A 13,086-nucleotide genomic window follows, 5' to 3' on the forward strand; every position below is an offset into this window, starting at 1 on the left:
CGCTTGCGGTCTCCGGATGCTCCCCGGCCATCAACGTCATGCCGGAAACCGGGCGCAACGCCGCCGAGATCGGCACAACCAGCGATATCAATCCCCAGGATCCCGCCACCCTGCGGGACGGCGGCAGCCTGCGGCTCGCGCTCAGCGACTTCCCGCCCAACTTCAACATCCTGCACATCGACGGCAATTCGGCCGAAGTGGCCGCCATGATGAAGGCCACGTTGCCACGGGCATTCATCATCGGCGCCGACGGCTCGACCACCGTCGACACCGACTACTTCACCAGCGTCGAACTCACCGGCACCGCACCGCAGGTGGTGACCTACACGATCAACCCGAAGGCGGTTTGGTCCGACGGTACCCCGATCACGTGGGAAGACATCGCCAGCCAGATCCATGCGCTGAGCGGAGCGGACAAGACGTTCGAGATCGCAGGACCCAGCGGTGCCGACCGGGTCGCGTCGGTCACCCGGGGTGTCGACGACCGGCAGGCCGTCATGACCTTCGCCAAACCGTACGCCGAGTGGCGCGGCATGTTCGCCGGCAACGGGATGCTGCTTCCCAAGAGCGTCACCGCCACGCCGGAGGCGTTCAACAAGGGCCAACTCGATGGGCCCGGCCCGTCGGCCGGCCCCTTCATCGTCACGTCGCTGGACCGGACCACCCAACGAATCGTGCTGTCCCGCAACCCAAAATGGTGGGGCGCCCGTCCGCGCCTGGACAACATCACCTACCTGGTGCTGGATGACGCCGCGCGGCTGCCCGCATTGCAGAACAACACCATCGACGCGTCGGGCGTCGGTACGGTCGACCAGCTGACCATCGCGCAGCGCACAAAGGGAATCTCGATCCGGCGCGCCCCCGCACCCGCGTGGTCTCACTTCACGTTCAACGGTGCGCCCGGGTCGATCCTGGCCGACAAGCCGCTGCGCCTCGCGGTCGCCAAGGGCATCGACCGGCGCACCATCGCCAAGGTCGTCCAATACGGCCTCACCAGTGATCCGGTGGCGTTGGGCAACCACATCTATGTCGCCGGGCAGAAGGGTTATCAGGACAACAGCGCGGTCGTCCCCTACGACCCGGACGAGGCCAGGCGGGAGCTCGACGCGCTGGGCTGGAAGCTCAACGGCCAGTTCCGCGAGAAAGACGGCCGCCCACTGGTCATCCGCGATCTGTTCTATGACGCCCAGGGCAGCCGGCAGTTCGCCCAGATCGCCCAGCACAGCCTCGCCCAGATCGGCGTCAAGCTCGACCTGGTGTCCAGGTCCGGCAGCGGATTCTTCACCAACTACATCAACGTCGGTGATTTCGACATCGCCCAATTCGGTTGGCTCGGCGACGCTTTCCCGCTCTCGGCGCTGACCCAGATCTACCTATCGGGTGGGGAAAGCAACTTCGGCAAGATCGGCAGCCCGCAGATCGACTCGGCGATCGAACGGACCCTCGAAGAACTCGACCCCGGCAAGGCGCGCGCGCTGGCCAACGATCTCGACAAGCTCATCTGGGCCGAGGGGTTCAGCCTGCCGCTGACGCAATCGCCGGGCGACGTCGCGGTCCGCAGCACGCTGGCGAATTTCGGCGCCGCCGGGCTCGGCGACCTGCGCTACACCGCCATCGGGTTCATGCGCGGCTGACCCGGCGCAGCGGCGCCGGGATCGGCAGGATGCCCTCCACCGCGGCGGCCACGCCGATCGCCTTCCACAGCAGGCGCAGCTCGGGGCGCGGCGGAAGCGCGTCGAGCGCCGCGGCTTTCGCGGCAAGGCCGTCGAATTCGCCCCGCGACACCGCCTGGGCGATGGCGATCGCGGCGGGCTCGCGGAAGTCCAGCGCGCTGTGCGCCATGGTGGGCAGCTTCAACAGCACCGCGCGAGGCAGCAGTGCGGCCACGCGCTCGGCGACCGCCGGCGGGGTAATGAGATCGCGGCCGCCGGAAACCACCGCGGTGGGCCAGCCGAAATGCGGCATCTCGGCCACCAGGTCATAGGGCTCGTCCTCGAAAGTCGCCGTCTGCGTGCGGGCCTCGCGTTCCGCCACGGCCGGGTCCAGCGGAAGCCCGTCGGGTTCGGCCGCGTAGTCGAGTTCGCGGAACGCGATCCGGCTCACCAGGTCTTCCTCATAGCGATACGGCAGGTTGCTCAGGGTGGTGAACCGGGACATCGCCCACCACAACAGCTTTCGGCCATCCAGCAGCAGGTCGAGTTCGCGCTCGAGCAGGTCGGCCCCGCCGTAACCGTAGATCGTCGCCACCACCTGGGTGGCCGCCGCGGTCATCACCCCGGCGTCGACGAGCTTGCGCATTTTGGGCGCCAGCGCGGCGGTTTCGGGACTATCGCCCCTGAGCAGGAGCCGGCGGATCGCGCGGCGCACGATCACGATGTCATGCCGCGACAGCAGCGGAGAGTCGAGGATCATCGCCCGCACCCGGCCGGGATGGCGCACACCGAACCCGGAGGCGATGTAGGTGCCGTACGACGCGCCGTAGATGACGGCCGAGTCGACGTGGGCGTCGTCGAGCACGGCGGCGATGTCGTCGACGACCTGGTTCACGGTGATGGCTTCGGGGGGCAGGTCCGCGCCCGAGTCGTCGTGGCGCGACATACCCACCCCGCGGTGTTCGATCATGATGACGTCCAGGCCGGCCGCGGCCGCACGGCGCCGCAGGCCCTTGTACATCTGCACCGACGCCACGCCGGGACCGCCCGGGATGATGACCAGCGGGTGCGCTGATTTACGGCCGGTACGCACGTAGTACAGATCGAACTCTTCGCCGGATTCCGGCGAGATCGGCCGACGCACGGGCCGCACACCGGGTAACGCCGCAAGCTTCTCCTGCATCCGGCGCCGCTTCGCATTCATCGTCATCGGTGTCGGCCCGCCATGATCCCATTCTGCCGGGATGGCCGGCGGCCACCGCCGCGCCGGTCCACAGGCGGGGTTCGACGCAGCTCAGCGGGTTGGCGCTAGGCGCTGAGATCGATGCGGTGCGCGCCCTTGACGCCGTCGTACCGGTCGGGACTGCAGGTGAGGACGATCACCTGACCGTGCGTGCCCACCGTGTCGAACACCTCCCCCATCTTCGCCAGCCGATCGGGGTCGGTGAACCCCAGCGCGTCGTCGACCACCACCGGGACGGCGTCCTCCTTGGCGACCAGGGCGGCGCCGGCCAGCCGCGCCAGGATGCCGAGCTGCTCCTTGGCCCCGCCCGAGAGGGATTCGTAGGGCACCGTGACGCCGTCGAGCGTGCGGCTGCGGATGCACAGGTCGCTGTCGATGTCGACCTCGAACGTGGGCCCGAACACCGGCCGGCCAAGCCGTTCCAGTTCCGCGCGGTAGGGCTCGACGTACCGCTGCCGCGTGGTGTCGCGATGGCGGGTCATCACCGAGCGCAACAGCCGCGCCGCGCGGGCCCGGCTGCCGACCCGGATGTGCTCGCTGGCGGCGTGCTCGCGTTCGGTTTCCGCGGCATCGAGCTTGCCCTGGCGTCCCTCACTGCCGAACACAGAGAGTTCGATGGTGATCTCGCGCAATGCGCGCGCAGCCTCTTCGTAGCGTTCGCGCAATTCCTCGGCTTCCTTTGTAGCAGAGGCCAATTCGCTGCGCACCGCGTCCGGATTCGCCGCTGCGAGCCCGTCGGCGAGCTCGGCGTGGCGACGTTCGGCGGCCCGCGCCGCTTGCAGCGCCGCGTCCGCCGAGGCCGCGAGCTCGTCATCGCCCGCCGACGCCCGCTCCCGGGCCAGCCGGTCGGTGGCGGCACCGAGCTCGCCGAGTTGCGTCTGCAACGTGTTGTGGAGAACCGTTGCCCGGGTAGCCAACTCGGTGAGCCGGGCGGCTTCGGCGGTGGCGGTCCGACGGCGGTCGTCGCACTCCGCCATCGCGGCCAGGTGAGCCTTCTCGACTGCATCGAGTTCGTCGCGGGCCGCACCGACGTCCGCCGGGGGGAGGCCGGCCTCGGCCGGCTGCGCGGCACGCAGCTCTGCGAGTCGCGCGCGCAGTTGGTCGATCTCCTGGTCACCGCACAGGCCGGCCAGGGTTGCGCTCAGCTGGTCGCGACTGCCCTGCAGTTCGCGGCGATGCTGGTCGGCAGATCGAGCGGCGGCTAGGTCGGCTACCCGAGCAGCGGATAACGCCGCGGCCAATTCCTCCTGTGCCGCAGTATGTTTCGCTTGGACGTCGAGCGCCGTTGCGCCCGGACTGACCCGCACGGTCAGTACGCCTGGGACCTGGACCGAGGTGGGTCCGGTAGTCGTGATGGACCAGGTTTGGCCCTTGGACAACGAGACTCGTTGGTCGCCGATACAGAGTTCGATGTCGGCGGCGGCGGTGAACTCGACCGCGGCTGACGTCGACGCCAACTGGTCGCCAATGCGATCCGCCGCGGCGGCGGCGTTCTCGATTCGCCGCAACAGCTGCTCGGTGATGGCGATCTCGCTGAGTGCCGCGCACAGTTGATCGCGGTCCCGCTGGATGGCCTCGATCTTGGCCACTCGGGCGCTCAACCGGTCGGCTTCTTCGCGTTCGGCTTGCTGAGCGACGGCGCGCCGGGCGGATTCGACGCGGAGTTGCAGGTCAGCGAGGGCCGCGGCGGCCTCCTGAGTCGCGGCGTCGGCGGCATCGGCCTCGGCGCGCGCCGCGTCGCGCGCGTCAGTGGCGGCCTGCGCTTCCGCCTCGGCGGTAGCGACGACGGTTGTGCGGGTGGTGATTTCGGCAAGCAGTTGCAGGCGTGAGTGGTGGGCGGTTGTCGCGGCGGCGCTCGTCGCAGCTGCGGCGGCGGCGATCAATTCGGCCTCGCGCGCCTGGCCGGTGAGTTCGTCGATCTTTTCCGCGGCCTCCTGAGCGGCGGCGAGCCGGGGGCGGGCAGCGATGCGCTGCTGTGACAAATCCGCGACCCGTTCGGTCAGGACGGCGTGCCGGCACACCCGCTCGTCGACCTCGGCGACCGCCGCCGCGTACTCAGCGACCGCGGCTTCTGCGTCGGCTAGTCGCGTGATCGCCGCGGCCCATTCGCCCGTCGGACGCCCGGTGGCGGTGAAATAACGTCCGTATTCGGCGTCGATTCGCTCGATGAGCAACGGCTCTGCGCCCGACAGCGCCCCGGTGTCACCGGCCGCCACATCCAGCGCGCGCGAGAGCGCGTCGCAGCCCGACAGATCCACCGCGGCGGTCGAGGCGGACTGCAGCACCCGCTGGGCATGCCAGAGATCGCTGTCCACCGTCTCGGCCAGCATCGCGCGGACGCGTTCATGCGCCTCGTCGCCGGTGAGCTGCTCGCGGTGCGGGGCCTGAATCGTCAGTTCGGTTTCACATTTCTTGTGGAACCGCTTCCGATAGATGAATCGATAAGGGCCACAGCTTAATTCGGCGCTCACCTCGGAGCCGACATCACTGTTGGTAGGTTTGACCTGCTTGACTTCCTTCTTCGTCGAGCGGTCCCTGGACTCCAGCAGTAAGTCCAGGGCTTCGACCATCGATGACTTGCCGATCTCGTTGGCACCGCACACCACGACGACGCCATGGTCGGGAAACTCGATCTCCCGGTGCGTGATGCCGCGGTAATTCGTCAGGGTCAGGCGGTGCAACTTCATGCCGCGCCCTTATCGGTGAGGCGTAGTAACAGCGCCAGCGCGCCTTGCGCGTCGACGGCGGTCTCGGAGTCGCCCTCGCGCGCGGTCGCCACCAACTCGTCGACCGCCGCGGCGGCGAATCCCCCGATACCGAGATCGCTGAATTCGCCGTCGGCCGGGATCACCGCCAGGTCGGTGCGGCGTTCCCACAGGCCGAGCCAGGCATACAACCGCGCGTACTTGTCCAGGCAGGCGTCCAGCGCGGCGCGATCGGTGACCGTCAGCGACCCGGTGAGCGCCAACCGCACCACGGTGCGGTCCTTTTCGGTTATCAAGTCCAAGTTGACGTCGAGGTCGGCGATGTCGCGGCGAGTGTCGACCTGTCGGTGCATGGTGACGAACCGCCAGCGGCCGACGTGTCGGGATTCGACCGTGACGGCGCGGCGCGGATCGGCTTCGTCGATCTCGACGATGAGGACGTGGCCTGGGTCCGATTCCACGTCGTCGAAGTTGGTGACTTCGGGCGCACCGGAGTACCAGACCCGGCCGCTGTTGCCGACGTGCGTGCGGGAATGCTTGTCCCCCAGCGCGACATAGTGCACCGTGCCGGTCGCCAGCGCGTCGTCGAGCGCGGCGAGCCGGATCAGGGAGGGTTTGTCGCGATCAGGGTCCAGAACGTCGACCCCGCCGTGGGCGACCAGGATCCGGGTGACCGGTTCCGGCGTCAGGTCCTCGAGGACTTCGCCGACCAGGTCGGTCGTCGGGGCTTTGGACCGCCAAGGCGCGGCGACGATCTCCAGCCCGGGCCGCAACTCGTGTACGCCGGCCCGGTCGAGCACCACCACGTTGTCGGGACATTCGGCGGTGAACAGCGCGCTGGTGTAGACCGAGGATGCGTCCAGCGGATCGTGGTTGCCCGGCAGCAGGTAGACGGGAATCCCGATGGCGCGCATGGCTTCCAGGGACTGGCCGACAACCTGCGGGGGAAGCTGGTTGTGTTCGAAGACATCACCGGACACCACGACGAACTCGGCACCCACCTCCGCCGCCAGCGCCCCCAAACCGGCCACCGCATCCCGCCTCGCCGCGGAGTATCGCGGCTGGGCGTCACCGGCGAGGAAATGCCGGGTCATGCCGAGCTGCCAATCGGCGGTGTGCAGGAATCGCATGGCGGTGACCCCCTTTCGAACTGCGTGGTTACCAGGGCATTGCGAGCTTAAGTCCGCGCACCGACAAGACGCGGGACCTCGCCCGGCAGGTCTCCGAGCGGGTACTTTGCGGCTTTTTTTCGGACCGCTCCCCCGATGCGGACACGAACGGCATCAGCGGATGCGAAACCTTTTCCGCGAGTGTGCATCTATGGCGATTTCTGGGGCCTTTTTGTCGGTGGGGGTGGCTAGTTTGGGGGTATGGGTCCAAGTAGGCATGACGACGCGGTCGAGGTTTTCGACGCGCTAGATGCCGACTTGGACCGGGCCTGTGAGCTGTCGTTCGACACGTCGAACACCCAGCAGTGTCTGGACTTTTTGGAGCGTTGCGAGCGCCTCCGCCGGCAGCTACAGGCGGTGGAGCATCCGCTGATCAACAACCTGGCCCACCAAGCCACCCCCGAAGAACTCGGTGGAACGCTGCCGCATGCGATCGCCGAGGCCGCGTTGATCGGCCGCGCGGAGGCGTCCCGGCGCGTGCGGGAAGCCACGACCTGGGTCCGCGGCACGGGCTGACCGGCGAACCGCTGGCGCCGCTGCTGCCCGCGACCGCCGCCGCCCAACGTGCGGGCACACTGGGCACTCCTGCGTGACGGCGACGATGACGACGACGCGGCATAGGGGTTAGCGTGGCTCCCGTGAAAGGCCAGCGCACGTTGCTGTTGATGCGTCACGCGAAATCCGACTACCCGGCGGGGGTCACGGATCACGACCGGCCGCTGGCCTCCCGCGGCATCAAGCAGGCCGGACTCGCCGGTGATTGGCTGCGCGCCAACGCGCCCGCCATCGACGCCGTCCTGTGCTCCACCGCGACTCGTGCCCGGGAGACGCTGGCCAACACGCGCATCGATGCCCCGGTGCGCTATAGCGAGCGGCTCTACGGCGCCGCGCCCGGCACCATGATCGAGGAGATCAACGCCGTCGCCGACGACGTCAAGACGCTGCTGGTCGTCGGACATGAGCCGACGATGTCCGCCGTGGCCCTCGGCCTGGCCGGCAGTGGCACCGATACCACTGCGGCCGAGGGAATTTCGGCCAAGTTCCCGACGTCGGCGATCGCGGTGCTCGCCGTGCCGTCCGGATGGGAAGACCTCGAACTCGGCCGCGCGGCACTGATCGGCTTCGAGGTGCCGCGCTGATTGATTGCGCGGCTTCTCCTCGCCCCGCTGCGCGGGCCGCATCGTCGCCGCGCTGATTGATTGCGCGGCTTCTCCTCGCCCCGCTGCGCGGGCCGCATCGTCGCCGCGCTGAACTACGAGTTCGTGGCCAGCGTCAGCTCCATCAGCTTGAGGGCCTGACCGCAGGCGTCGATGCCAGGCGCCTGGGGGTTGACCCACCACCCGACCACGCCGGCCGCGTCGCTGGCTACTCCGCATGCGCCGTTCGGGTCATCCGGGCGCATCACGATCGAATCGATCCCGGCGATATTGCGCGTCTCGACCTTGTACTTCAGGAAGTCGGCGACCTTGCGTTCATTGCCCAGGCTGCCCTGCTCGAACCAGAACCGGGTGATGTCGATCAGCCCGGCGGGGTTGGCCGCCTGCCACCGGCAGATGGCGCCGACGAACGTGCTCTGGATGTCGAGTGGGTCGGCACCCACGGTCTTGGCCAGGATGTCGCTGGTGAGCACCTCACACTCTTTGAGCAGGTTCGGATACTGCTGCTGGGAGTTGTTGTTGCGCGTGGGGCCGCCCGCCTTCACGGCGTTGCCGGCGACGGACCTCGAACAGCCGGTCAACACCAGTAACGCCGCGATCAAGACGGCTACCACGACGCGCACGCTACTTCTGGTCATTTGGAGTTCGCAATCGACTGGCGCGCCAATTCTTTGGCTATGTCGCATGGCGGCGGGAACGGCTTTTGGCTGAAGCTGATCGACCACTCGATGAAGTCGTCCTGAAATTGGATGCCCACCTCGCATAGCGAGTCACCGAGGTTCGGCTCGTTTCCTATCGCGATGAAGCCGCCATGTCCGTTGATGTTGATGTCATCGACGCTGGCGCGCGAGAGTTCCTCGGTCTTGCGCTCACGCCCGATCGGGCTGCCGCGATACCAGGAGAAGGAGAAGTGCGGACCGAGGATGCCGCCTCCGGCCAGCCACTGGCAGCCGACGGAGTTTCGGGCGGTGTTGATCAGCCCGGTTACCTTGGTCAGCTCGGCCACCGTCTGATCGCTGATGCCGCCGCACTGGGGGAACATCGGCCCGTGGTGTCCCTCCGAATTCCCCGGCGCCGTCGACGACGTCGCCCCCGGTTTGTTGCCCCCCGAATCGGAGCACGCCGCGACCGCGGGGACCAGGAACGCCAAGGCTAACGCCGCACCGGCCAGCGCCCTCGAGTTACGCCGCACCGCTACCCTGCTTTTGCTCAGCCTGCTGCCGGTCCACACGATGCACTGTAGCGGCAGCTCAGCGGGTCAACCACCGACGCGCCTGAGCAGGCGTTTCAGGCGCCCCCACGCGGGTTGGGCCATCCGGCGGCTGCTGCCCACCGCGGGACGCGCCGTATGCGACCCTTACGAAATGCTCCTGGCACTGCTGCGCCAGTACATCCAGCCGTACCGGCGGCTGGTCGCAGTGCTGATGGCGCTCCAGCTGACCAGCACGCTGGCTTCGCTGTACCTGCCGACGGTCAACGCCGCGATCATCGACGAGGGCGTCGCCAAGGGCGACACGGCCACCATCGTCAGGCTCGGCATGGTGATGCTCTCGGTCACGGGGTTGCAGGCGTTGTGCGCGGTCGCTGCGGTGTACTTCGGCTCGCGAACGGGGATGGGCTTTGGCCGCGACCTGCGTGCCGCGATGTTCGACCACATCACCACCTTCTCCGAGCATGAGACCGCCCGCTTCGGGGCGCCCACGCTGTTGACGCGCAGCACCAACGACGTCCGCCAGATCCAGTACCTGGTTCAGATATCGAGCACCGTGCTGGTCAGCGCGCCCATCATGTGCATCGGCGGAATCTTCATGGCCATCCACCAGGAGGCGGCGCTGACCTGGCTGCTGCTGGTCAGCGTTCCCATCATGGCCGTGGCCAATTACTGGGTGATGTCGCACATGCTGCCCCTGTTCCGCAGGATGCAAGGCCTGATCGACGGCATCAATCGGGTGATGCGCGACCAGCTTTCCGGCGTCCGGGTGGTGCGGGCGTTCGCCCGCGAACCCTACGAGCGCGACCGATTCGCCCGCGCCAACGCCGCCCTGTCGAACACCGCGCTGACCGCCGGCAATTGGCAGGCGGTGATGCTGCCGGTGACGACGCTGACCGTCAACGTTTCCAGCGTCGCGCTGATCTGGTTCGGTGGGTTGCGCATCGATCGTGGCCAAATGCAGGTCGGCTCGCTGACCGCCTTTCTGGCCTACTTCACCCAGATCCTCATGGCGGTGTTGATGGCGACCATGACGCTGGTGGTGCTGCCGCGAGCGTCCGTGTGCGCCGAACGGATCACCGAGGTGCTCGCCACCCAGGCCGCGGTCACCGACCCGCCGCGGCCGGTGTTTCCCGGCGGCGGGATCACCGGGGTGGTGCACGTGGCGGGTGCGACGTTCACCTATCCGGGCGCCGACCGCCCGGTGCTGCAGGACATTTCGTTGACGGCACGGCCCGGCACGAGCACGGCGATCGTCGGTAGCACCGGTTCGGGCAAGTCGACGCTGGTGTCGCTGATCTGCCGGCTCTACGACGTGACCGGCGGCGCCGTCCTGGTCGACGGTGTCGATGTCCGGGATTACCACACCGAGCGGCTCTGGTCCGCGATCGGACTGGTTCCCCAACGCGGCTATCTGTTCTCCGGGACCGTGGCCGACAACCTGCGTTACGGCAAGGCGGACGCGACCGACGACGAGATGTGGGAAGCGTTGCGGGTGGCCGACGCCGAAGGATTCGTCCGCGCACACGATGACGGGCTGCGAATGCGGGTGGCGCAGGGCGGAATCAACTTCTCCGGCGGTCAGCGGCAGCGACTGGCAATCGCGCGGGCGGTGATCCGCCGCCCGACCATCTATCTCTTCGACGACTCGTTCGGGGCTCTCGACGTGCACACCGACGCCCGGGTGCGGGCGTCGCTCACGCAGATAGCGGTCGCGGCCACCGTCATCGTTGTCACCCAACGGGTTTCGACCGCGGCCCAGGCCGACCAGGTGATCGTCATCGACGGCGGGAAGCTGGTGGGCACCGGCACGCACGAATCGCTGCTCACCGACTGCGCCACCTACGCGGAGTTCGCCGACTCGCAGTCGGTGACCGCCTTGCGATCGGGTCGGGTTGGGGGTGCGCCATGACCGTGGCGGCCACCCGAGGCTTGACCCCGGCCCCGGCCGGGCGGTCGCGCAACTTCTGGGGTTCGGCCGCCCGGCTGGTGAAACGGCTTGCGCCGCAACGCCGGCTGAGCATCGCGGTGATCAGCCTGGGCGTCACGGGGACGGCGATCGGGGTCGTCGTCCCGCGAATCCTCGGGCACGCCACCGATCTGCTGTTCAACGGCGTGCTCGGCCGACAGCTCCCCGCGGGCATCACCAAGGCGCAGGCCGTCGCGGCGGCCCGGGCCCGGGGCGAGGGCACCTTCGCCGACCTGCTGTCGGGGATGAATCTGGTGCCGGGCAAGGGCGTGGACTTCGGCGCGGTGGCCCGGACCTTGGCCCTGGCGCTGGGGCTGTATCTGATTTCGGCCCTGCTGATTTGGGCGCAGGCGCGGCTGCTCAACGTCACCGTGCAACGCACCATGGTCGCGCTGCGTTCCGATGTCGAGGACAAGATCCACCGGCTGCCGCTGTCGTACTTCGACGGGCGCCAACGCGGCGAACTGTTGAGCCGGGTCACGAACGATATCGACAACGTGCAGTCGTCGCTGTCGATGACCATCAGCCAGCTTGTGACGTCGATCCTGACGGTGGTGGCGGTACTGGCGATGATGGTGTCCATCTCGCCGCTGTTGGCCCTGATCGCGGTGGCGACGGTGCCGCTGTCGTTGGTGGCGACGCGCGCGATCGCGCGGCGAGCGCAGCGGCTGTTCGTGGCGCAATGGACGAGCATCGGTCGCCTCAACGCCCACATCGAGGAGACCTATAGCGGCTTCACGGTGGTCAAGACGTTCGGCCACCAGGCCGCGGCGCGCAAGCATTTCCGCGATTGCAACGACGACGTCTATCAGGCCAGTTTCGGCGCCCAATTCTTCTCCGGCCTGGTGGCGCCGGCGACGGCGTTCATCGGCAACCTGGGCTATGTGGCCGTCGCCGTGGTGGGCGGCCTGCAGGTGGCCACCGGCCACATCACTCTCGGCGGTATCCAGGCCTTCATCCAATATGTCCGGCAGTTCAACGCCCCGCTCAGCCAGGTGGCCGGGATGTACAACACCCTGCAGTCCGGGGTGGCCAGCGCTGAGCGGGTTTTCGATCTGCTCGACGAGCCCGAGGAATCGCCGGACCCCGGGCCCGCGCTGCCGGGGCTCGACGGACGCCCGGCCGCGCGGGTGGAGTTCCAGCACGTGACCTTCGGTTACCACCCGGACACCCCGGTGATCCATGACCTGTCGATGGTCGCCGAACCGGGAACCACGGTCGCGATCGTCGGGCCGACCGGAGCCGGCAAGACCACGTTGGTGAACCTGCTCATGCGGTTCTACGACGTCGATTCCGGCCTAATCCTGGTCGACGGGATCGACATCACCACCGTCAGCAGGCAGTCGCTGCGGTCGCGGATCGGCATGGTCTTGCAGGACACCTGGCTCTTCGACGGGACGATCGCGGAGAACATCGCCTACGGGCGGCCCGAGGCCAGCGCGGACGAGGTGGTGGAGGCCGCCAAGGCGGCGTACGTCGACCGGTTTGTGCACACCCTGCCCGCCGGCTACGAGACGCGCGTCAGCGGCGGGGGCGGCAATGTCAGCGCCGGCGAGAAGCAGCTCATCACCATCGCGCGCGCATTCCTGGCCAGGCCGCGGCTACTGATCCTGGACGAGGCGACCAGTTCGGTCGACACCCGCACCGAAGCCCTCATCGCCCGGGCCATGTCCGAGCTTCGCCGGGATCGGACGAGTTTCATTATCGCGCATCGCCTTTCGACGATCCGCGACGCCGACCGCATCGTGGTGGTCGAGGAGGGCCGCATCGTTGAACAAGGCAGTCACGCCGAGCTGTTGGCCCGTCGAGGCGCCTACTACGCCATGACACGGGCGTAGCGCGAGATCCCGCGGGACGGCCTGACCGCAATCGCGTCGCGGGGAACGCATTTCACTCCCGGTGCCAAAAGTTAGTGTCATTGCGTCGGCCCCGTGGGGGTTGCAGCAGAATGGCAAGGGTAGTGACCGGAAGGACCGATAGC

General features: G+C 68.1%; 9 protein-coding genes and 1 pseudogene. 5 read left to right on the plus strand and 5 right to left on the minus strand.

What is annotated here, in order from left to right; all coding sequences use genetic code 11:
• The first annotated feature begins 38 nt into the window (after nt 1-38).
• Nucleotides 39-1,634: an ABC transporter family substrate-binding protein gene (locus H7J89_RS18715; RefSeq protein ID WP_264046082.1), complete on the plus strand. Its 1,596-nt coding sequence runs from the start codon at nt 39-41 to the stop codon at nt 1,632-1,634.
• On the opposite strand, the gene H7J89_RS18720 is transcribed toward H7J89_RS18715, so the two are convergent.
• From H7J89_RS18720 to H7J89_RS18730, 3 genes are all read right to left on the minus strand, one after another.
• Nucleotides 1,621-2,862, minus strand: a complete 1,242-nt coding sequence (locus tag H7J89_RS18720) for an alpha/beta hydrolase (protein WP_264045422.1) — start codon at nt 2,860-2,862, stop codon at nt 1,621-1,623. The two genes, H7J89_RS18715 and H7J89_RS18720, sit on opposite strands and share 14 nt — an antisense overlap.
• 98 nt (nt 2,863-2,960) lie before the next feature.
• On the minus strand, nt 2,961-5,582 hold the full coding sequence (locus H7J89_RS18725; RefSeq protein WP_264045424.1) for an AAA family ATPase: 2,622 nt from the start codon (nt 5,580-5,582) through the stop codon (nt 2,961-2,963).
• The gene (locus H7J89_RS18730; RefSeq protein ID WP_264045426.1) at nt 5,579-6,730 is read right to left on the minus strand and encodes a metallophosphoesterase family protein; all 1,152 of its coding nucleotides are present in this window, start codon (nt 6,728-6,730) and stop codon (nt 5,579-5,581) included. Before H7J89_RS18730 ends, H7J89_RS18725 begins: the two co-directional genes overlap by 4 nt.
• 240 nt (nt 6,731-6,970) lie before the next feature.
• Here H7J89_RS18730 and H7J89_RS18735 point away from each other — a divergent pair.
• Both H7J89_RS18735 and H7J89_RS18740 read left to right on the plus strand, forming a co-directional pair.
• Nucleotides 6,971-7,350 (plus strand): annotated as a pseudogene (locus tag H7J89_RS18735) (DUF222 domain-containing protein); the annotation flags it as partial.
• A gap of 57 nt (nt 7,351-7,407) precedes the next feature.
• Complete coding sequence (locus tag H7J89_RS18740) at nt 7,408-7,908, plus strand: SixA phosphatase family protein (protein ID WP_264046084.1); 501 nt, start codon at nt 7,408-7,410, stop codon at nt 7,906-7,908.
• A gap of 113 nt (nt 7,909-8,021) precedes the next feature.
• On the opposite strand, the gene H7J89_RS18745 is transcribed toward H7J89_RS18740, so the two are convergent.
• Both H7J89_RS18745 and H7J89_RS18750 read right to left on the minus strand, forming a co-directional pair.
• Nucleotides 8,022-8,564 (minus strand): DUF3558 domain-containing protein, encoded by a 543-nt coding sequence (locus H7J89_RS18745; protein WP_264045427.1) that lies wholly within the window; start codon nt 8,562-8,564, stop codon nt 8,022-8,024.
• Complete coding sequence (locus H7J89_RS18750) at nt 8,561-9,118, minus strand: DUF3558 domain-containing protein (protein WP_264045428.1); 558 nt, start codon at nt 9,116-9,118, stop codon at nt 8,561-8,563. Before H7J89_RS18750 ends, H7J89_RS18745 begins: the two co-directional genes overlap by 4 nt.
• 172 nt (nt 9,119-9,290) lie before the next feature.
• On the opposite strand from H7J89_RS18750, the gene H7J89_RS18755 reads away from it, so the two are divergent.
• Together H7J89_RS18755 and H7J89_RS18760 are read left to right on the plus strand one after the other, a co-directional pair.
• On the plus strand, nt 9,291-11,048 hold the full coding sequence (locus H7J89_RS18755) for an ABC transporter ATP-binding protein (protein ID WP_264045429.1): 1,758 nt from the start codon (nt 9,291-9,293) through the stop codon (nt 11,046-11,048).
• Nucleotides 11,045-12,943 (plus strand): ABC transporter ATP-binding protein, encoded by a 1,899-nt coding sequence (locus tag H7J89_RS18760; RefSeq protein WP_264045430.1) that lies wholly within the window; start codon nt 11,045-11,047, stop codon nt 12,941-12,943. Before H7J89_RS18755 ends, H7J89_RS18760 begins: the two co-directional genes overlap by 4 nt.
• The last annotated feature ends 143 nt before the right edge of the window (nt 12,944-13,086 follow it).

The organism is Mycobacterium paraffinicum, assembly GCF_025822865.1.
GTDB classification, from domain to species: domain Bacteria; phylum Actinomycetota; class Actinomycetes; order Mycobacteriales; family Mycobacteriaceae; genus Mycobacterium; species Mycobacterium paraffinicum.